The following is a 19,377-nucleotide window of genomic DNA, read 5'->3' as shown; positions in this document are numbered from 1 at the left end:
TCCGAGACGATGAGCGACAAACCCGAAGACGCCCCCAAGAAGAAGGGCGGGATGAAGAAGATTCTGATCATGGTGATCGCGCTGATCGTGCTGGTCGGCGGCGGCGTCGGCGCCGGCGTCTATGCGGCGAGCAGCGGCCTGATCGGCGGCGGCCATGCCGCGGCGCCCGAGGAGCACGGCCCCAAGCTGATCCCCAAGTCCGAACAGAAGCGCCCCGCCGCGGGCGGCGAAGGTGGCGAGGGCCATGGCGGCGGCGAAGCGGCGTCGAGCGGCGGCAAGCACACGCCGTCGGGCGGCGACGGCGACAAATATGCCTCCAATTATTACGCGATGGACCCGCAATTCACCTCCAACCTGCAGGATTCGGTGCACGTCATCCAGGTCGGCATCGCCGTCTCGACCCCCTATGACGATACGGTCATCGAGAATCTGAAGACCAACGACATCGCCGTCCGCTCGGCGGTGCTGCTCACGCTCGGCGACACGCCCGAGGAGCAGGTGTTCAGCTCCGCCGGCAAGCTGCAGATGCAGCAGCGGATCGCCAAGGCGATCAACGCGACTCTCGAACAAAAAGAAGGATTCGGCGGCATCAGTAACGTCTACTTTACCAATTTCGTTGTTCAGTGAGCCCATGGTTAATGCCGCAGAAACCTCCGAACGACGGGCAAGGGAACGCCGCCCCGCCGCGCATGCGGCGCGGCTCGGCGAGACCAAGCTCAATCCGTTCGGCGACCTGCACACGCTGCAGCATCTGTCCGCGCGGCTCGCGCGGGCGTTGCGCGGCGTGTTCGAGCCGTTGCTGCGGCGCGAGGTGCGCGCCTGGGCCGAGCCGCTCGTCGTCCAGCGTTTCGGCGACTATCGCACGGAGCGGGCCGACGGGCTGACCGCGTGGCTGCCGCTGATCATGTCGCCGCAGGGCGCGACCGGCCTGTGCGTGCTCGACGGCGTCTTCGTGCTGGAGATGCTCGACCTGTTCTTCGGCGGCACCGGCGCCGCGCCCGCGGTGGTGCCGGCCGAATTCTCGCCCGCCGCCGAGGCGATCGTCGGCAAGATCGGCGCCGCGATCACCGGCCCGCTGCGCTCCGCCTGGGAGCCGCTGGCGCGGATGGACTTCACCCCGACGCGCGTCGAGATCAACGCCGCGATGCTCGCCACCGACAGCGACGATGCGATGATCGTCACCCGCTTCGGCCTCGCCGCGGGGGACGACAAGCCCGTCTTCATCGACCTGCTCTACCCGGTGACCGCGCTCAAGCCGCATGCGCCGACGCTGACCGGCAAGGTGCTCGACAAGCAGGAGGCGGACCCCGCCTGGCGCACGTCGCTGACCCGCGCCGCGATGAACGTCCGCTTCCCGATCCGCTCGGTGCTCGCCGAGCCGGTGGTGCCGCTGTCGATGCTGATGAACCTCAAGCCGGGCGACGTGATCCCGATCAGCTTCGGCCCGGAAGTGCCGGTGATGGTCGGCAGCGACTGCCTCGGCAAGGGCACCGTCGGCACCTCGAACGGCCATGCCGCCGTCCGCCTTACCTCCATTGCCCGATTCGACGACGAAGGACCTGACGCATGAACGATATGACCGGCGGCTTCCCGCTCGATGCGGGGGTGGCCGCCAACTTCCGGCTGCTCCAGGACGTCGACGTCAAGCTGACCGTGGAGATCGGCTCCACCCAGCTCACGCTGCGCGAATTGCTCGCGCTCGGCGAATCAAGCGTGATCGAGCTCGACCGGCAGGCCAACGAACTGCTCGACGTCTTCGTCAACGGCACGCTGATCGGCCGCGGCGAGGTCGTCACCGTCGGCGACCGCTTCGGCGTGCGGATGACCGAGCTGGTCACTCCCGACAAATCCGCTCCCTCGCGCGGCTGAAGGCAGACCCATGCTCTGGTCCTATATCCTCAAGCTCGTCATCCTGCTGCCGCTCGTCTGCGGCCTGATGATCGGCTGTCTCTACGCCTGGCGCAAGCTCGAGACGCGGATGCCGGGCAAGGCGCCCAACCGGCTGATCGCGATCAAGGAAACGATGATGATCTCGCCGGGCCTGCGGCTCGCGGTGCTCGATTTCGAAGGCAAGCGGCTGCTCGTCTCGGTCGGTCGCGGCGGCGTCACGCTGATCGACAAGGTGGACCAGTGAGCATCACCGTCACCCGCAACGGCCATGGCCCCGCGCTGATCCGGCCCGCACGCCCGTCGCGCCGTGGTGGCCGCGACCGTGCGCACAAATGGCTGTGGGCGATCCTCGCGATCGCACTCGCGCTGCTGATCGCGATGCCCGCCTTCGCGCAAGCCACGCCCGCCGCGCCGGCGCCCGGCGTCGGCGACGCGGTCGACCGCGCGCTGGGGCAATTGAGTTCGGGCGCCGCCTCGGGCGGTACGCAGTCGGCGCCGCTGTCGCTGTCGCTTCAGGTCCTCATCATCATGGGCCTGCTGACGATCCTGCCCGGCATCCTGCTGATGATGACCAGCTTCACCCGCATCGTCATCGTCCTCGCGGTCCTGCGCCAGGCGCTCGGGCTGCAACAGACGCCGCCCAATCAGGTGCTGATCGGCCTCGCCCTGTTCCTGTCGCTGTTCATCATGGCGCCGACGATCAGCCAGATGAACACGCAGGCGATCCAGCCCTATGCCGCCGGCCAGCTCGCCGGCACGCAGATGATCGAGCGCGCCGGCGCGCCGCTCCACGCCTTCATGGTCAAGCAGACGCGGATTAAGGACGTGACGATGTTCGCCGACATGGCGAAGTCCGGCCCCTATGCCGCGCCCACCGACATTCCCTTCGCCGTGCTGCTGCCCGCGTTCGTCACCTCGGAGCTGAAGACCGCTTTCCAGATCGGCTTCCTGATGTTCCTGCCGTTCATCGTCATCGACCTCGTCGTCGCGACGGTGCTGATGGCGCTCGGCATGGCGATGCTGTCGCCGACGATCATCTCGCTGCCGTTCAAGCTGCTGCTGTTCGTGCTGGTCGACGGCTGGGCGCTGACCATGGGCAGCCTCGCCAATTCGTTCGCGACATGACCGCGCCCATCCACCCCCGCCCGGTCGCCCTGAGCCTGTCGAAGCCTATCCTGAGCGACGCCGCAGGCGGCGTCGAAGGGGACATGGGACACGGGTGCTTCGACAGGCTCAGCACGAACGGTGCGGATGTCGCCACCGTCGCTTCGGGATTTCCCAATGGACGCTGATTATTTCCTCACCGTCGCCAACCAGACGATGTGGGTGCTGGCGCTGGCCAGCGCGCCGATCCTGATCCCGGCGCTGCTCGCCGGCCTGATCCTCGGCATGATCCAGGCGGCAACGTCGATCAACGAACAGACGCTGAGCTTCGTCCCCAAGCTCGTCGTCGTCGCCTTCTCGATCATGATCTTCGGCAGCCTGATCCTCGGCCTGCTCACCGATTTCACCGTCGGCATGTTCGAGCGCATCCCGGATCTGGTGAAGTAGACCCATGCTCGGCTTCGGCCTCGCGATCGAGCCCAAGCTCTGGGCGCTGATCTTCGTCATGGTGCGGATCGGCGCGGCGTTCATCGTCGCGCCGGTGTTCGGCGCGGTGGCGATCCCCCTGCCGGTGCGCGTCGGCCTGTCCGGCGCGATCGGCATCTTCGTGCTCAACGTCCATCCGATCGTGCCGCCCGCGCAGATCTTCGCGGTCGCGACCTTCCTCGCGATCTTCGCCGAGGCGCTGGTCGGCTCGGCGATCGGCTTCATCCTCCAGATCGCCTTCGCCGCGCCGATGATCGCGTCGGAGATCATCGGCGGGTCGATGGGGATCGGCTTCGCCTCGTCGATCGATCCGCAGAACGGCCGGTCCACGCCCGCGCTCGGCCAGTTCTTCAGCGTGATGCTGACCCTGCTGTTCCTGTCGGTCGACGGCCATCTCGTTCTCGTCGAATTGCTGGTGAAAAGCTACGAGACGATGCCGCCCGGCACCTGGGTCGCGCCCGATCGACTCAAGCAGATCGCCTTCTTCGGCGGCTATGCCTTCCTCGCCGGGCTGCTGCTGGCGCTGCCGGTCGGCTTCCTGCTGCTCTGCCTCAACATCATCGTCGGCATGGTCAGCCGCGCCGCGCCCGCGCTCAACCTCTTCTCGGTCGGCATGCCAGCCAGCCTCGCGGTCGGCGTGATCGCGCTCGCCGTCGCCTTTCCGGCGATGGGCGACTATATGCTCGTCATCGTCCGCGAGGGCCTCGCCGCGACGCAGGCGCTGGTGACCGGCTGATGTCGGAGGGTGGCGACAAGACGGAAGCCCCGACACCCAAGCGCAAGCAGAAGGCGGCGGAAGACGGCAATATCCTCAAGTCGAAGGACTTCGCCACCGCGCTGGTGGTGATGGCCGGCGTCGCCTGGCTGATCTTCGCCGGCCCCTCGCTGCTTGCGGCGTGCAAGGCGGTGATGGCGGCGAGCTTCCAGTTCGACCGCGCCGACGTCGAGGATTTCTCGCCGTGGCGGCCGTTGCAGGAAGCGGGGCTCAAGCTGCTGCCCTCGCTCATCACCCTCTTCGCGGTCAGCGTGATCGCGACGATCGTCAGCTCGGCGGGCCTCGGCTCGCTGACCTGGAACAACAAGCTGATCGCCTTCAAGGGCAATCGCATCAACCCCGCGTCCGGCCTCAAGCGCATCCTCGGGCCACAGGGGTGGATCGAACTCGGCAAGTCGCTGCTCAAGGTCGTGCTGCTCGGCGTGATCGGCGGCTATATGCTGTGGAAGTCGAGCCGCGCGACGCTGGGCCTCACCTCGTCGAGCCTGGGCGACGCGATCACCGAGCTGGGCGGCACCTTCATCGGCATCATGATCGCGATGGCGGCGGGGCTGTTCGCGATCGCGCTGTTCGACGTGCCGGTGCAGATCATGCAGTTGCTCAGCAAGCTGCGCATGACCAAACAGGAAGTGCGCGACGAGCACAAGGAAACCGAGGGCTCGCCCGAGGCCAAGGGCCATCAGCGCGCGATGCAGCGCGCGATGGCGACCGGCGGCGTCCGCAAGGCGGTGGCGGAGGCGCATGTCGTGCTCACCAACCCGACGCATTTCGCCGTCGCGCTGCGCTACGATCGTGGCCAGGACCAGGTGCCGGTGGTCGTCGCCAAGGGCCGCGGTGCCACTGCGCTGGCGATCCGCGAGGCGGCGGGCGAGATGCGCGTGCCGGTGCTCGAATATCCGATGCTCGCCCGCGCGGTCTATTACACCAGCCGCGAGGGCCAGGAGGTACGCGACGATCTATACGTGGCGATCGCCACCGTCCTCGCCTTCGTCTTCAACGTCAACGCCGCGGCGGGCGGCGTCGTCCAGCCGCCGATCGACGTACCCGAGGGCGCTCGATTCGACGAGCATGGCATCAAGATTACCGGGAAAACGCCCTAAATTGTGCCGCCCCACGGCCGTTTAGAGGAATGAAGCGCGCGGAGTTCGACGATGACCACGACCACTGCCACGACGAGCACGCCCACACCGACGGCCACGTCGACGACCGCGACCAGCAGCTCCGGCGTCACCCGTAACACCGCGCAGCAGGTTCTCACCTCGCTCAGCACCGGATCGGGCATCGACACCGCCTCGCTGGTGACGGCGCTGGTACAGGCGCAATTCGCCGCCAAGAATGCCGCGATCACCGCCAAGAACACCACGCTCACCGCCCAGATTTCCGCGGCGAGCACGCTCAAGAGCACGATCGCCAATTTCTCGACCGCGCTCGGCACGCTGAGTGGCGGCGGCACGCTGCAGACGCAGCCGGTCAGTTCGAACCCGACCGCACTCGGCGTCTCGGCGATCAGCGGCACCAAAACCGGCAATCTGTCCTCCAGCGTCACCGTGACCGCGCTCGCCGCGGCGCAGGGGTCGCGCTCGACCGCGGTCGCCGACCGGACCGCGACGATCGCCACCGGCACGCTGACGCTCAAGCTCGGCACCGCCACCTATAGCAGCGACGGCACGTCGATGACCGGCTTCACCGCCAATTCGGGCTCGTCGGTGTCGATCAACGTCACCGACGGCAGCCTCGACGGCATCGCCAGCGCGATCAACGCCGCCAAGGCCGGCGTCACCGCCAGCGTCATCACCGACCAGGACGGCAAGGCGGTGCTGTCGCTCAAGGGAACGACCGGCGCGACGCAGGCCTTCACGTTGCAGGCCGACGATTCGAGCAGCAAGCTCGCCGACTTCAACGTCGGTTACGGCACCGGCGCGACCAAGACGACGCTCACCGGCACCGCCGCCAATGCGCAGCTGACCGTCGACGGCGTCTCGGTCCAGCGCAGCAGCAACACGATCACCGATCTCGTCACGGGCGTGAAGCTGCAACTGAACGCAGTGACCAGCGGCCCGGTGTCGCTGACCAGCAGCCGGCCGACCAGCGCGCTGACGCAGGCGGTCAGCGATCTGGTCGACACCTACAATCAGGTCTATGCGAGCGCCAAGAGCCTGACCGATACGGGCACCGGCGACCTCAAGTCGGATACCGCCGCCAAGACGCTGCTGCGGTCGTTGCAGACGCTCACCACCAAGTCGCTGGTCTCCACCGGCACCAGCGGTGCGCCGACGACGCTGGCGCAACTCGGCGTCGCGACCAATCGCGACGGCACGCTCAGCGTCAACACCGCGACGCTCAACAAGGTGCTCGCCGCTTATCCCGACGAGGTCGAGGCGATGTTCGCGACCACGTCGGGCAATGCGCTCGGCCTGTCGAGCACGATCAGCGGCATCTCGCTCGCCGCGTCGAGCAGCATCACCGGCCTCGGTGCTTCGATGTCGCGCTACACCAAGGCGCAGACCGAGCTGACCGATGCGCAGGCCAAGATCACGACCCAGTCGGACGCGATGTCGACGCGGCTGACCCAGCAATTCTCGACGATGAACAGCAAGGTCGCCGCCTACAAGGCGACGCAGACCTTCATGACCAACCAGATCGCCGCGTGGAACAAGAGCAACTGATGGCCTACGCAACCGCACTTCGGGGCGACCCCTATGCCACCTATCGCCAGATCGACGTCGTCGGCCGCACCGCCGAGGCGCATGGCGCCGGTCTCGTCCAGTTGCTCTACGAGGAACTCGTCTCGGCGCTGCGTGCCGCGGCCTGGGCGGTCGAGCACGACCAGCTGCGCACCAAGAGCGAGCGCGTGACCCGCGCGACCGCGATCCTGTTCGCGCTCGAATCGGGCCTCGATTTCGAGCGCGGCGGCGAGGTGTCGACCACGCTGGCGCGGCTGTACGCCGGCATCCGCCAGACGGTGATCCACGCCTCGGTCGGCTACGATCCCACCCCGTTCCGCGAGGCGGCGAGCAGCCTCAGCGAGATCGCCGAAGCCTGGCGCATCGCCCGCGCGGCTTAGGCGTCCACGCCCTCGGGATCGCTCCTGCATAGCAGCGGTCCGTTGAACCCACGCTGCTTCCGCAGGAACACGGCACCAAACCATCCTACAGCGATGGAGTCTGGCGGTTACTTCTGGAACCAGTGCTTGCGCGTGAAATAGCCGAGCACCAGCACCGCGATCGCCGCGCACAGGCCCATGATCGCGTCGAACGCCCAGGGCTTTTGCGCATAGGGCAGATCGGCGACGTTCATGCCGTAGACGCCGGTGATGAAGGTCAGCGGCAGGAAGATCATCGCGATGATCGAGATGACCAGCGAGCGGCCGTCGATCTGTTCGCTCCTGAGGTCGGTGAGCGCCTCGTGCATCAGCGAGGCGCGTTCGCGGATCGATTCCAGCTCCTCGGCCATGCGCGCGGCACGATCCGCCGCGGCGGCGAGATGGCGGCGATCGTCCTCCGCCAGCCATGCGCCGGGCAGCGTCGCCAGCTTCTCCAGCGCGGCACGCTGGGGGCTGAGGAAGCGGCGATAGCCGATCGCGGCGACGCGGACGCGGGTGACGGTGCGACGCAGGTCGAAGACGCGGTTGGCGTCGAGCCGCTCCTCGCAATCGTCGAGTTCGTCCCCGAGATCGGCGACATGCGGATCGAGATCGCTGGTGATCGCGGTCGACACCGCGGCGATGAAGTCGCCGGGATCGACGATCTCGCCGGCCTCGACCTCCTTCTCGACCTCGGCGATGCCGATCAGCGCACGCCGCGTCACCGAATAGACCCGGCCCTTGATCGCCCAGATCCGGACCGAGGCGAGCGCGTCGCCGGAGGTGACCTCTTCGGTCGAGCGACCGCGCAGGTTGAGCAGGGCACCATTGGCGAACGCCTCGCAGCGCGGCCGCGTCTCGCTCGCGGTGAGCGCATCGACGACGTAATCGTCGAGCCCCGCCTGATCGCGCAGCCACGCCTGCGCCTCCGCCTCGTTGCTGGTCAGATGCACCCAGACGAAGTCGGCGGTGCAGGACAGCGCCGCCTTGACCGCGACCCGCTCGACCTTGCCGTCGGTGATGCGATAGCCGAAACCGCTCATGCCATCGCCAGTTCGACGGTGAGGCCGTCCGACGCAGCGACTCCGGGCGCCCACGGCTGCCGTGCCGCATCGGCGCGCGCGCGGTCGAGGATCGCCGCCGGCACGCCGGGATGGTGGAGCACGCGATCGGCATTGGCGAGCGCGCGTGCCTGCCGCAGGGTCAGGTCGTCGGGATCGGCGGAGGTCAGCACGACCCGGACGTGTCCGGTCGGCTGTGGCTGGTCGGCGGCGAGCCAGCGCGCGACGTCGCCCTCCCCGGCCAGCGGATCGAGCGCACCGCCCGCCGCCATCGCCGCGCCCAGCGCCCGGCGCCGCTCGCCGCCATCGGGATAGCGCCAGCGCAATGCCGGCCGTGCCGCCTGCAGCCGCTCCGCCAACGCGCCGAGGCCGGCGGGCAACAGCGCCTCGAGCCGCTGGCGCAGCGCCGCCGCCAGCCCCGCCGACACGCCGCCGGTGCCGATGGCGACCAGCACCGGCGCACGATCGACGATCGCCGGCGTGGTGAAGTCGCAATGCTCCGGCCGGTCGACCGCATTGACCAGCAGCCCGCGCGCCTTGAGCCGCGTCACCGCCGCCAGCGCCGCGTCCTCGTCCTCGATCGCGACGATGGCCAACGCCGCCGCGACCTCCTCGCCGACGATCACCGCACCGGCGCGTTCGAGCAGCCGGCGCTTGGCGTCGGCGGGCTCGCCGCTGCCGAGCAGGATCACCGGGCGGCCCGCCAGCCGCACGAACAGCGGCAGGCTGTGCAGCGTCACCGCGCCGCGCGCCCCGGCGTCAGCCATTCGGGCACGCGCTCGGCAGCGAGGATCGTCTCCGCGGCGATGCGGTCGGCGACCACCGCAAACCGGTCGCCGTCGACCAGCACTTCGGGCACCAGCGCACGGCTGTTGTAGGTCGAGGCCATCGTCGCGCCATAGGCGCCCGCGGTGCGGAACACGGCGAGGTCGCCGCTCTTCACCGCGTCGATGTCGCGGCCCATCGCAAAGGTGTCGCCGCTCTCGCAGACGGGGCCGGCGATATTCGCGGTCATCCGCTCGCCGCTCGGTGCGACCGCGTCGAAATCGTGCCAGGCGTCGTAGAGCGCCGGGCGGGCGAGGTCGTTCATCGCCGCATCGACGATGACATAGGGGTTGGTGACGCCCGGCTTGACCCAGATCACCTCGGTCAGCAGCACGCCCGCATTGCCGGCGATGACGCGGCCGGGCTCGAACATCAGTTCGACGTCCCAGCCTTCGGTGACGCGCGCGACCATCGCGCCGTAATCGGCCGGGCTCGGCAGCACGTCGCCCTGCTTGTAGGGCACGCCCAGCCCGCCGCCGAGATCGACGCGCGTGATCGTGTGCCCGGCGGCGCGCAGGTCGGCGACGAGCTGCCCGATCCGGCGATACGCCTCCTCCAGCCGCGAGAGATCGGCGAGTTGGCTGCCGATGTGGCAGGCGACGCCGCGCAGGTCGAGGCCGTCCAGCGGCGCGAGCCGGTCGAACATCGCCGGCGCCTGATCGATCGGCACGCCGAACTTGTTCTCGGCGCGCCCGGTCGAGATCTTGGCGTGCGTGCCGGCGTCGACGTCGGGATTGACGCGGAGCACTGCGGGCGCGCGCCTGCCCTTGGCGTGGGCGATCTGCGCGAGGACGGCGCCCTCTTCCTCCAGCTCGAGGTTGAACTGGCCGATGCCCTCGTCGAGCCCGCGCGACAGTTCGGCGCGGGTCTTGCCGACGCCCGAGAAGACGATGTCCGCCGCCGGAATGCCCGCCGCCAGCGCACGCGCCATCTCGCCGCCCGAGACGACGTCGGCGCCATAGCCTTCCTCGGCGAGGACGCGCAGCACCGCGACGTTGGGATTGGCCTTGATCGCATAAGCGAGATGGACGCGGCCGAGGTCTTTCAGCCCGTCGCGGAACACCTGCGCATGGCGGCGGAAGGTCGCGGTGGAATAGACGTAGACCGGCGTGCCGACCTCGTCGGCGATGCGGGTCAACGGCACGTCCTCGCAATGGAGGGTGCCGTCGCGGTAATCGAAATGGTTCATCGGGCCTGGATCAATTGGGGGGCAGGTCGAAATCGTCGCTGCGCCGCTGTTCGGAATTGCTGAGCAACTCGTCGCTGCGCTGCGGCCGCTGCTGCGTCGTCGGGGTGAGCAATTGCGCGGGGGTCGGCGTCGCCTTGGCGCCATATGGTGCGGGCGGCAACGACGCGCCCGGTGCCGGCTGCAATTGTTTGGCGGCACCGCAGCCGGCAAGCGCCAGCACCAGTGCGAGAGGGATCAGGCGCGTCATGACAGGCTCTCCCGCGCAGCCGCGATCGCGGCGCGCACGTTGGCGGGCGCGGTGCCGCCGAAGCTGGTCCGGCTGGCGACCGAGGCATCGACCGACAGCACGTCGTACAGGCTCTCGTTGACCCGCGCGTCGATGCCCACGAATTCGGCATAGGGCAGTTCGTCGAGCCGCACGCCCAGTTCCTCGGCGCGTTTGACCGCGCGGCCGGTGACGTGATGCGCCTCGCGGAACGGCAGCCCCGCCTCGCGCACCAGCCAGTCGGCGAAATCGGTCGCGGTGGCGAAGCCGCTCTCGGCGAGCCCGCGCATCCGGTCGGTGCGGAAGGTGGCGCTCTCGATCATCCCGGTCATCGCTGCGATCGACAGGCCGAGCAGGTCGTGCGCCTCGAACACCGGCGGCTTGTCGTCCTGCATGTCCTTGGAATAGGCGAGCGGCAGGCCCTTCATCGTCACCATCAGCGCGGTCTGGCAGCCGAGGATGCGCCCGGCATGGCCGCGCACCAGCTCGGCGGCATCGGGGTTGCGCTTCTGCGGCATGATCGAGCTGCCCGTCGACCATTGGTCGGACAGCGCGACGAAGCCGAACGGCTGCGACGCCCACAGCACGAATTCCTCGGCGAGCCGCGACAGGTGCAGCGCGGTCTGGGTCGCCGCGGTCAGATAGTCGATCGCGAAGTCGCGGTCGCTGACCGCATCGAGGCTGTTGCGCGTCGGCCCGTCGAAGCCCAGCGCCGCCGCAGTCATCTGCCGGTCGAGGGGGAAGCTCGTTCCCGCCAGCGCCGCCGAGCCCAAGGGACACAGGTTCATCCGCGCCCGCGCGTCGCGGAAGCGCGACACGTCGCGCGCGACCATCTCGACATAGGCCATCAGATGATGGCCGAGCGTCACCGGCTGCGCCGATTGAAGATGGGTGAAGCCGGGCATCACCGCAGCGGCATACTCCTCCGCCCGCGTCAGCAGCGCCTGCGTCAGCGCATCGAGCGCGGCGAGCACCTGATCGATCGCATCGCGCACCCACAGACGGAAATCGGTCGCGACCTGATCGTTGCGCGAACGGGCGGTGTGCAGCCGGCCGGCGACCGGGCCGATGCCTTGCGCCAGCTTCGCCTCGGTCAGCATATGGATGTCTTCGAGCGCCAGATCCTCCGGCACGCCATTCGCCGCATAATCGGCGGCGACGACGTCGAGACCGGCGTCGATCGTCGCGGCATCCGCGGCCGAGACGATGCCCTGTTGCGCGAGCATTGCGACATGCGCCTTCGATCCGGCGATATCCTGTCGCCACATCCGCTTGTCGAACGGGATCGATGCGTTAATCTCACGCATCACCGCCGCCGGGCCCTCGGCGAACCTGCCGCCCCACATCGAATTGGAACCGCTCATGCTCTTGGCCTCTTCCGCGCGCGTCGCGATCGTCTGTCTCCTGGCGCTCACCGCCGCGGGCTGCGATAGGCAAAGCCCGCCCCCCGAGCAAGCGAACGCGCAAGCAAACGTGACCGGCGCCTCGCCCGACGAGGCGACGGGCGCCGCCGCGACCGCACAGATCGGCGTCGATCGCAGCCACAAGGGCGAGGCCGCGCCCGCCACCGCGTTCAAGGACGCCGCCGGCAAGCCGACGACGCTGGCGGCGTTCAAGGGCAAGCCGGTGCTCGTAAACCTTTGGGCGACTTGGTGCGGGCCGTGCGTCGCCGAACTGCCGACGCTCGAGGCGCTGGCGAAAAGCGGAACGATCCGCGTCGCCGCGATCAGCCAGGACACCGGCGCCGCGGCGAAGGTGCTGGCGTTCCTGAAAGAGCATGGCGCACCGACGCTGACGCCCTATCTCGACGACAAGATGGCACTGTCGACCGGCTGGAGCGCGAATCTGCCGACGACGATCCTGTTCGATTCGGCCGGCAAGGAAGTCTGGCGCTGGAACGGCGGCAACGACTGGAATGGCGCCGCGGCGGCGAAGCTGATCGCCGAAGCGAGCTGAATGCCACCGCGCTTCGACAGGCTCAGCGCTGACGGTGAAGTGGGTGTCCCTGACCGGAACCGATTTCCTCCCGTTCGCCCTGAGCCCGTCGAAGGGCAGGTGAGACCTGATCCCTCACCCCAACGTCACCGTCTCCACACTGACCACCCGCGCGATCTGCGGCAGGATGTGGCGGATCGCGAAGTTGTGCAGGTCGCTGGACCGCGAGGTGCACGCATCCTCGACGATCACCACGTCATAGGACAATTCCCACGCCGTCCGCGCGGTCGACTCGACGCCGAAATTGGTCGCGATCCCGGCGATTACCACCGTCTTCACGCCGCGGCGACGCAGGTGCAAGTCGAGGTCGGTGCCGGTGAACGCCCCCCAGTGATGCTTGAGCACGACGATATCGCCGTCCTGCCTCAGCCCCTCGACCAGCACGCTGAACGCCGGTGGCGTCCCCTCGGCGGGCAGGCGCGGCTGATCGACGTTGAGGCTCGGCATCGCGCCGGCAGTGAAGCCCACGTGGACGAGCACCACCGGCGCACCCTGCGCCCGGAAGCGGCCGGCAAGCCTCTTGCCGGCGGCGACGACCGCCGCCGCGCTGTGCGGCCCCTTGTCGCCGGCGATAATGCCGTCCTGCAGGTCGATGAGGATGAGGGCGGTGGAGCGGGGATCGAAGGTCGGCATGCCGGCTTCAACCGGTCGCATCCACCCCGGTTCCCGTCAGCGCCCGCGGTACCCAGATCGCCGAGTCGTCGTCGCCGAACGCGTCCGCCTCCCCTTCTAGCGCGGTGACGCCGACCCAGGCGCAGACGATCGCATCGAGCATATCCTCATGCGCCTTGGCCGCGAAGCCGGCGGGGTGATCGGCGAGCGGCGGCAGCTGATCGGCCAGCCCGTCGAATCGCGTCGCGAGCAACGCGGCGATCCGCCGCCACTCGGCATGCAGCCGCCCGCGTCGCATTGCGAGCGGCTCACCGGGCCAATATTTTGCGCTGTTGCCCGCCTTGTACGGCAGCCGCCGCGTCCCGCCGGCGAGCCGCACCAGCGCCGGATGCGGATAGACCTCGATCAGGCCGCCCGCGCCCGCGTCACCTGTGCGCAACGGATAGCCCACCGCGGCGAAGCCGGCGCGCAGCGTGTCGCTGAGCGCCCCCGGCCGGTCGGCGCTCGGCGAATGCGTCGCGCAATGCCACGCCCCGAACGCACGGGCGATCGCATTGTCCGACGGCCGCCGTGCGACGATCGGCGCATGCGCCAGCGGCATGTCGACCGCGACCAGCGCCACGGCCTTCCCCGCGATCCGGGCCGCCGCCGCGAGCAATGCCGCCGCATCCGGCAACGACCCCGCCGGCCGCGTCGTCAGCGGCGTGCCTTCGGCGAGCGCGAGAAAATGGTCATAGGACGGCGCCACCGCGCGCAGCGTCCACCGCCCCGCCTGCCGCACGGCAAGCGCGACCCCGCTCGGCCGCGTCGCGGTCCAGGCGGCGTCGATGCCGAGCACGACGTCAGCGTTCAGACGGGATGGGATATCGCGCATGCGGCGGTGAAAACTGGATGCCCGACAAGGACTCGAACCTTGATTGACGGAGTCAGAGTCCGCTCTCTTACCATTAGAGGATCGGGCAATCGCAGGCGGCGCATTTAGGGGGCAGGTGCAGGGCTGTCAACGGGGCAAACGCCTCCGCTTGTCGCAAGCCCCCGTCCGCGCTACCTAGGGGGCAAGCACCGAGCGGGTATCGTCCCGCGACGGCAGTAGAAAACAGAAAGTCACCACGGCTATGGGGGATCGATCCGCCCGAATGCCGTACCGGCAGGAGCCCCCTGCCCGTCCGGCGCCGAGCCGGCCGCCACGCGGCCGCTGGTCCGATGCGCAGGCGTTCGCCGCGCTGGACCTCGGCACCAACAATTGCCGGCTGCTGATCGCGCGCCCGCAGGGCGACGGCTTCGCGGTGGTCGATGCCTTCTCGCGCATCGTGCGACTCGGCGAAGGCCTCGCCGCGACCGGACGGCTCAGCGACACCGCGATCGAGCGTACCATCGCGGCGCTGCGCGTCTGCGCCGACAAGCTAAAGCGCCGCAACGTCACGCTCGCCCGCTCGGTGGCGACGGAAGCGTGCCGCCGCGCCGCCAATGGCACCGACTTCATCGCGCGCGCCTATGCCGAGACCGGCATCCATCTCGACATCATCTCCGCCGAGGAGGAAGCGCGACTCGCCGTGCTCGGCTGCCATGCGCTGATCGAGCCGGGCGACGACCCCGCGCTGATCTTCGACATCGGCGGCGGCTCGACCGAGCTGGTGCTGATCGACACCAAACCCGGCGCGATGCCGCGCGTGCTCGACTGGCATTCGGCGCCCTGGGGCGTGGTGTCGCTGACCGAACATGCCGGCGGCGGCGAGGGTGAGAGCGGCCGGCTCGCGGCCTATGCGCGGATGCGCGGCATTGTCGCGGAGAGCTTCGCCGGTTTCGCCGCGCGCCTGCCTAGGGAGGTGGCGCGGCCGCGCCTGCTCGGCACCAGCGGCACGGTGACGACGCTCGGCAGCGTCCATCTCGGGCTCAGCCATTACGACCGCGCGCAGGTCGACGGGCTGATCGTGCCCGCCGATGCGATGCGGCGGATCAGTGCCGACCTCGCGCGCAAATCGGTGCGCGAGCGCGCGCAGCTCGCCTGCATCGGCTCGGAGCGCGCCGATCTGGTCGTCGCCGGCTGCGCGATCCTCGAGACGATCCTCGACCTCTGGCCCGCCGAACGGCTGGGTATCGCCGATCGCGGCATCCGCGAGGGCATTTTGCGACGCCTGATGGGGAGTCCCCGACCGTGAAGAGGAATATCGCGTGAGCCGTGATGGTGGCGGCCTGCGCACGCGGGTCAAGACGGCGCGCGGCCGCACCGCGCAATCGACGCGCTGGCTCGAACGCCAGCTCAACGATCCCTACGTCAAGCGCGCGCGCGCGGAGGGCTATCGCAGCCGCGCCGCCTACAAGCTGATCGAGCTCGACGAGCGGTTCGGCATCATCCGCGGCTCGAAGCGCGTCGTCGATCTCGGCATCGCGCCGGGCGGCTGGAGCCAGGTCATCAAGCGTCGCCTGCCCAAGGCGGCGGTGGTCGGCATCGACCTGCTGCCGGTCGATCCGATCGACGGCGTGACGATCTTCGAGATGGACTTCATGGACGATGCCGCGCCGGGCAAATTGATCGAGGCGCTGGGCGGCGCGCCCGATCTGGTGCTGTCGGACATGGCGGCGAACACCGTCGGCCATCCCCAGACCGATGCGCTGCGCACGATGGCGCTGGTAGAGACCGCCTTGGCGTTCGCGGTCGAGGTGCTGGAGAAGGGCGGCACGTTCGTGTCGAAAGTGTTCGCCGGCGGCGCCGACCAGCAGCTCGTCGCCGAGATGAAGCGCAACTTCACCACGGTGAAGCACGCCAAGCCGCCGTCGAGCCGCAAGGGCTCGGTGGAATGGTTCGTCGTGGCACAGGGGTTCAAGGGCAGGGATCGGCCAGCGGATTAGCCCCGCTAATCCGCGTCGCGGGCCGATCCACGGCCAGCGTCGCGGCACGCGACGACTGACGACGCGGCTTTGCCGCGGCGGGGGGCCTGGAAGTCGCCCCCACCCTCGTCATCCCCGCGCAGGCGGGGATCCATACGCGCGGATGTCGCGGCTCTTGTCACGAGCGTCAGCGTTTATGGATCCCCGCCTGCGCGGGGATGACAAGGAGGGTAGGCATCCCCCAAACGCAAACGACGCGGCAAAGCCGCGTCGTCAGTCGCGCTAGCGCCCGCTGGCCGAGGATCGGTCCGAGGCGCGGATTAGCCAGGCCAATCCGCCGACCGATCGCTCACCCGTCGTAATCGGCACCCAGATTCTGGTTACGAGGCGGCGCGGCGGCGGTCAGGCGGAGCGCCTCGGCCGAGGCCGACAGCGAGCCGACCGCATCGACCTCATCGTCGTCGTCGATCTGGACGCGCTGCAGGCTGTTGATCACCGCCTCTTCCAGATTGTCCGGACGGACCAGCTCGTCGGCGATCTCGCGCAGCGCGACGACCGGATTCTTGTCGCGATCGCGATCGAGCAGCAGTTCTGCGCCGCCCGAAATCTGTCGCGCACGCTGTGCGGCGAACAGGACCAGATCGAAGCGGTTGGGGATCTTGTCGACGCAATCCTCGACAGTGACGCGCGCCATGGACGCTTTCCTTCGCAAATACCGATGTAGTGAAGGCGGGGGACTAGGCGCCTGTGCCCGCAAAGTCAAGAAATGCGCGGGCGCGCTTGTGCGGCGGCGGCGCAATCGCCACAGACGGGCGATGGCCGCCCCCGCCCCCCAACCGACGTTCACCGTCGACGGCAACCGGCTGACGCTGCTCGACACCGGGCCGCGACGGCTCGACGCCTTGCTCGCGCTGATCGACGGCGCGCAGACCGATTTGCGCATCCTCTATTACATCTACGCCGACGACGAGACCGGCCGGCGCGTCAATGCCGCGCTGATCGCCGCGGCGGATCGCGGCGTCGCCACCGCGCTGATCGTCGATGGCTTCGGCAGCGAGACCGACGACGCCTTCTACGCGCCGCTGCGCGCGGCGGGCGTATCGGTGTGCCGCTTTTCGCCGCGCTTCGGCCGCCGCTATCTGCTGCGCAACCACCAGAAGCTCGCGCTCGCCGACGCGGGCAGCGACGCCCAGCGGATCATCATCGGCGGCTTCAACGTCGAGGACGATTATTTCGGCACCCCCGCCGAGGAAGCGTGGCGCGACCTCGGCCTGCTGGTCGAGGGGCCGGCGGCGGGGCGGCTCGCCGGCTATTTCGACGCGCTCCACGATTGGGTGCGCGCGCCCAAGGGCAAGGTGCGCCACCTCAACAAGGCGCTGTCGCGGTGGAGCGAGACGCGCGGGCTGACGCGGTGGCTAATCGGCGGCCCGACGCGGCGGCTGTCGCCCTGGGCGCGGGCGGTGCGCGACGACCTGCGCCGGGGCAAGCGGATCGACATCATCGCCGCCTATTTCACCCCCTCGCCAACAATCCTGCGGCGGCTCGACAAGGCGGGGCGGCGCAAGGCGAAGGTGCGGATCGTCACCGCCGCCAAATCCGACAATGCCGCGACGATCGCCGCGGCGCGCTTCACCTATGCCGGCCTGCTGCGCAAAGGCGTGCAGGTCTTCGAATATCAGCCGACCAAGCTGCACACCAAATTGTACGTGATCGACGATGCCGTCCACGTCGGCTCGGCCAATTTCGATATGCGCAGCCTGTTCATCAACATGGAGCTGATGTTCCGCGTCGAGGATCGCGCCTTCGCCGATCATGTGCGCAGCTATGTCGAGGGCGAGATCGCGCGATCGCAGCCGATCACCAAGGCATGGTACAAGGCGCATACCGGCCCGGTGCAGCGCATCCGCCAGTTCTTCGCCTATCTGATGATCGCGGTGGTCGATCCCGGCGTGTCGCGCGGGCTCAATTTCGGCATCGACGAATAAGGCGAGGGGCTACCCCGCCCCCTCAGCGTCCCAATGCGTCGACATGGACGCGCGAAGCCTCGGGGATCAGCGCCTCGAGCACCGACCAATAGCCCGCCACCGCCTCCTGGCCGGCGTGCGAATAGGCCCGCGCCATCTTCTCGCGCTGTTCCTCGTACAGCGCCTGTTCGAGCGCCTCGCCGGCGTCGGTCAGCCGCAGCAGCCGATGGCGGCGGTCGTGATCGCCGTGACGCATCTGGACGAGGGTGCGATCGACCAGATCCTTCATCACCCGGCCGAGCGATTGCTTGGTGACCCCGAGCAGGGTGAGCAGTTCGCCGACGGTGATGTCGGGCTTGCGGCCGATGAAATACATCGCGCGATGATGCGCCCGTCCCAGGCCGATCTCGGCGAGCTTGTCGTCTGCGCTGCGGACGAACCGCGATTGGGCGAAGATCATCAATTCCATGCCGCGACGGATCGCCGAATCGTGCAGGAACAAGGCAGACGAGAGCTTGGGTGCGTCCATAACGGACGGGCTAACTTAACCTTGGATAAAAGGGAAGCGGATTCACATCCGAAAACGTTGCTAAATTTCGCGATCGTCGCGTTTTGCGATCAATCCTTCCATGCCCAATAGAGCTGGGCGGGCGGGACGTTCCACCATTCCATGTCGTGATCGATCCGCTCGAAATGCGGGGTGAGGAAATCCTTCACCTTCGGCGAGAATTGATAGACGAGGAAAGCGCCGCCGGGGCGGATCACGCGGTGCGTCGCCGCGCCGATCGCCGGGCCGACGCCAGCGGGCAGCGTCGAGAAGGGCAGGCCGGACAGCACGTAATCGGCATGGTCGTGCCCGTGGTCGCGGACGATCTGCTCGACGTCCGCCGCCGATCCCTCGACCGCGACGAAGCGCGAGTCGGTGATGGTATGATCGAGATAGCGGATGAAGTCGGCATTGGTGTCGATCGCGATCAGCGTCGCGTCCGGCGCCATCCGCTCGAGGATCGGGCGGCAGAAGGTGCCGACGCCGGGCCCATATTCGACGAACAGCTTGCACGCGCTCCAGTCGACCGGGCCGAGCATCTTGCGGATCAATTTGTCCGACGACGGGATGATCGAACCGACCATCACCGGATGCTTGAGGAACCCCTGGAAGAACATCGCGACCGGACTCGGCACGCCGGCAGGACGGGAATTGCGCCGGGCGGCGGTGGTCGGACTGGGCATCGTGTTCCTGTCGTTCTCGTGATCGGCCCGCGTCGACACGCGGGTGACACCCCGTGCCACGTTTTCCGAA

General features: G+C 68.6%; 24 protein-coding genes and 1 tRNA gene. 14 read left to right on the top strand and 11 right to left on the bottom strand.

What is annotated here, in order from left to right:
• Positions 1–9 precede the first annotated feature (9 nt).
• From AC07U4_RS10575 to fliS, 10 genes are all read left to right on the top strand, one after another.
• Positions 10–627: a flagellar basal body-associated FliL family protein gene (locus AC07U4_RS10575; protein WP_038664014.1), complete on the top strand. Its 618-nt coding sequence runs from the start codon at positions 10–12 to the stop codon at positions 625–627.
• Positions 628–631: 4 nt separating this feature from the next.
• Positions 632–1,570, top strand: coding sequence for a flagellar motor switch protein FliM (locus AC07U4_RS10570; RefSeq protein ID WP_495195381.1), 939 nt, complete (start codon positions 632–634; stop codon positions 1,568–1,570).
• The gene (fliN, locus tag AC07U4_RS10565; RefSeq protein WP_038664020.1) at positions 1,567–1,869 is read left to right on the top strand and encodes a flagellar motor switch protein FliN; all 303 of its coding nucleotides are present in this window, start codon (positions 1,567–1,569) and stop codon (positions 1,867–1,869) included. The genes AC07U4_RS10570 and fliN overlap by 4 nt, the downstream gene beginning before the upstream one ends.
• 10 nt (positions 1,870–1,879) lie before the next feature.
• On the top strand, positions 1,880–2,134 hold the full coding sequence (locus AC07U4_RS10560; RefSeq protein WP_038664023.1) for a flagellar biosynthetic protein FliO: 255 nt from the start codon (positions 1,880–1,882) through the stop codon (positions 2,132–2,134).
• Positions 2,131–3,015: a flagellar type III secretion system pore protein FliP gene (gene fliP, locus AC07U4_RS10555; RefSeq protein WP_038664026.1), complete on the top strand. Its 885-nt coding sequence runs from the start codon at positions 2,131–2,133 to the stop codon at positions 3,013–3,015. The genes AC07U4_RS10560 and fliP overlap by 4 nt, the downstream gene beginning before the upstream one ends.
• 156 nt (positions 3,016–3,171) lie before the next feature.
• Complete coding sequence (fliQ, locus tag AC07U4_RS10550) at positions 3,172–3,441, top strand: flagellar biosynthesis protein FliQ (protein WP_038664029.1); 270 nt, start codon at positions 3,172–3,174, stop codon at positions 3,439–3,441.
• Positions 3,442–3,445: 4 nt separating this feature from the next.
• Positions 3,446–4,216 (top strand): flagellar biosynthetic protein FliR, encoded by a 771-nt coding sequence (gene fliR / locus AC07U4_RS10545; RefSeq protein ID WP_495195380.1) that lies wholly within the window; start codon positions 3,446–3,448, stop codon positions 4,214–4,216.
• Complete coding sequence (gene flhB / locus AC07U4_RS10540) at positions 4,216–5,355, top strand: flagellar type III secretion system protein FlhB (RefSeq protein WP_137899287.1); 1,140 nt, start codon at positions 4,216–4,218, stop codon at positions 5,353–5,355. Before fliR ends, flhB begins: the two co-directional genes overlap by 1 nt.
• Positions 5,356–5,406: 51 nt before the next feature.
• Positions 5,407–6,921 carry a flagellar filament capping protein FliD gene (gene fliD, locus AC07U4_RS10535; protein WP_495195379.1) on the top strand — a complete coding sequence of 505 codons (1,515 nt, stop codon included), beginning with the start codon at positions 5,407–5,409 and terminating at the stop codon, positions 6,919–6,921.
• Entirely contained in the window at positions 6,921–7,319 is a 399-nt protein-coding gene (gene fliS, locus AC07U4_RS10530; RefSeq protein ID WP_038664041.1) for a flagellar export chaperone FliS, read from the top strand. Before fliD ends, fliS begins: the two co-directional genes overlap by 1 nt.
• Before the next feature lie 107 nt (positions 7,320–7,426).
• On the opposite strand, the gene AC07U4_RS10525 is transcribed toward fliS, so the two are convergent.
• Genes AC07U4_RS10525 through argH form a run of 5 tightly spaced genes read right to left on the bottom strand, consistent with a single transcriptional unit; the run spans position 7,427 to position 12,023 of the window.
• Entirely contained in the window at positions 7,427–8,380 is a 954-nt protein-coding gene (locus AC07U4_RS10525; protein ID WP_495195378.1) for a zinc transporter ZntB, read from the bottom strand.
• Positions 8,377–9,138 (bottom strand): precorrin-2 dehydrogenase/sirohydrochlorin ferrochelatase family protein, encoded by a 762-nt coding sequence (locus AC07U4_RS10520; protein WP_495195857.1) that lies wholly within the window; start codon positions 9,136–9,138, stop codon positions 8,377–8,379. Before AC07U4_RS10520 ends, AC07U4_RS10525 begins: the two co-directional genes overlap by 4 nt.
• A complete protein-coding gene (lysA, locus tag AC07U4_RS10515) occupies positions 9,135–10,412 on the bottom strand; it encodes a diaminopimelate decarboxylase (RefSeq protein ID WP_495195377.1) in 1,278 nt (425 codons plus the stop codon). Before lysA ends, AC07U4_RS10520 begins: the two co-directional genes overlap by 4 nt.
• Positions 10,413–10,422: 10 nt before the next feature.
• The gene (locus AC07U4_RS10510; protein ID WP_038664050.1) at positions 10,423–10,659 is read right to left on the bottom strand and encodes a flagellar basal body L-ring protein FlgH; all 237 of its coding nucleotides are present in this window, start codon (positions 10,657–10,659) and stop codon (positions 10,423–10,425) included.
• Entirely contained in the window at positions 10,656–12,023 is a 1,368-nt protein-coding gene (gene argH, locus AC07U4_RS10505) for an argininosuccinate lyase (RefSeq protein WP_495195856.1), read from the bottom strand. The genes AC07U4_RS10510 and argH overlap by 4 nt, the downstream gene beginning before the upstream one ends.
• 16 nt (positions 12,024–12,039) lie before the next feature.
• Here argH and AC07U4_RS10500 point away from each other — a divergent pair, with 16 nt between their 5' ends.
• The gene (locus AC07U4_RS10500; protein WP_495195376.1) at positions 12,040–12,633 is read left to right on the top strand and encodes a TlpA family protein disulfide reductase; all 594 of its coding nucleotides are present in this window, start codon (positions 12,040–12,042) and stop codon (positions 12,631–12,633) included.
• Positions 12,634–12,747: 114 nt separating this feature from the next.
• On the opposite strand, the gene AC07U4_RS10495 is transcribed toward AC07U4_RS10500, so the two are convergent.
• The 3 genes from AC07U4_RS10495 to AC07U4_RS10485 all read right to left on the bottom strand — a co-directional run bounded on the left by AC07U4_RS10495 (position 12,748) and on the right by AC07U4_RS10485 (position 14,246).
• Positions 12,748–13,305 carry a hydrolase gene (locus tag AC07U4_RS10495; RefSeq protein WP_495195855.1) on the bottom strand — a complete coding sequence of 186 codons (558 nt, stop codon included), beginning with the start codon at positions 13,303–13,305 and terminating at the stop codon, positions 12,748–12,750.
• 7 nt (positions 13,306–13,312) lie between these two features.
• The gene (locus tag AC07U4_RS10490) at positions 13,313–14,158 is read right to left on the bottom strand and encodes a DUF429 domain-containing protein (RefSeq protein ID WP_495195375.1); all 846 of its coding nucleotides are present in this window, start codon (positions 14,156–14,158) and stop codon (positions 13,313–13,315) included.
• A gap of 14 nt (positions 14,159–14,172) precedes the next feature.
• Positions 14,173–14,246 (bottom strand) — tRNA-Gln (locus tag AC07U4_RS10485).
• 174 nt (positions 14,247–14,420) lie between these two features.
• Here AC07U4_RS10485 and AC07U4_RS10480 point away from each other — a divergent pair.
• Both AC07U4_RS10480 and AC07U4_RS10475 read left to right on the top strand, forming a co-directional pair.
• Positions 14,421–15,443: a Ppx/GppA phosphatase family protein gene (locus AC07U4_RS10480; protein ID WP_137899292.1), complete on the top strand. Its 1,023-nt coding sequence runs from the start codon at positions 14,421–14,423 to the stop codon at positions 15,441–15,443.
• Positions 15,444–15,456: 13 nt separating this feature from the next.
• A complete protein-coding gene (locus AC07U4_RS10475) occupies positions 15,457–16,134 on the top strand; it encodes an RlmE family RNA methyltransferase (RefSeq protein WP_495195374.1) in 678 nt (225 codons plus the stop codon).
• Between the two features lie 328 nt (positions 16,135–16,462).
• Here AC07U4_RS10475 and rpoZ read toward each other — a convergent pair whose 3' ends face one another.
• A complete protein-coding gene (gene rpoZ / locus AC07U4_RS10470; RefSeq protein ID WP_038664062.1) occupies positions 16,463–16,807 on the bottom strand; it encodes a DNA-directed RNA polymerase subunit omega in 345 nt (114 codons plus the stop codon).
• Positions 16,808–16,928: 121 nt separating this feature from the next.
• On the opposite strand from rpoZ, the gene AC07U4_RS10465 reads away from it, so the two are divergent.
• Complete coding sequence (locus AC07U4_RS10465; RefSeq protein WP_495195373.1) at positions 16,929–18,098, top strand: phospholipase D-like domain-containing protein; 1,170 nt, start codon at positions 16,929–16,931, stop codon at positions 18,096–18,098.
• Between the two features lie 22 nt (positions 18,099–18,120).
• On the opposite strand, the gene AC07U4_RS10460 is transcribed toward AC07U4_RS10465, so the two are convergent.
• Positions 18,121–18,606 carry a MarR family winged helix-turn-helix transcriptional regulator gene (locus tag AC07U4_RS10460; protein WP_038664068.1) on the bottom strand — a complete coding sequence of 162 codons (486 nt, stop codon included), beginning with the start codon at positions 18,604–18,606 and terminating at the stop codon, positions 18,121–18,123.
• Positions 18,607–18,695: 89 nt separating this feature from the next.
• A complete protein-coding gene (locus AC07U4_RS10455; protein WP_137899717.1) occupies positions 18,696–19,307 on the bottom strand; it encodes a class I SAM-dependent methyltransferase in 612 nt (203 codons plus the stop codon).
• Positions 19,308–19,377 lie beyond the last annotated feature (70 nt).

Source organism: Sphingomonas sp. GW821-FHT02B09 (assembly GCF_059421875.1).
The sequence above is the reverse complement of the archived record's forward strand: the minus strand, read 5'-3'. Positions and strand labels throughout refer to the sequence as shown.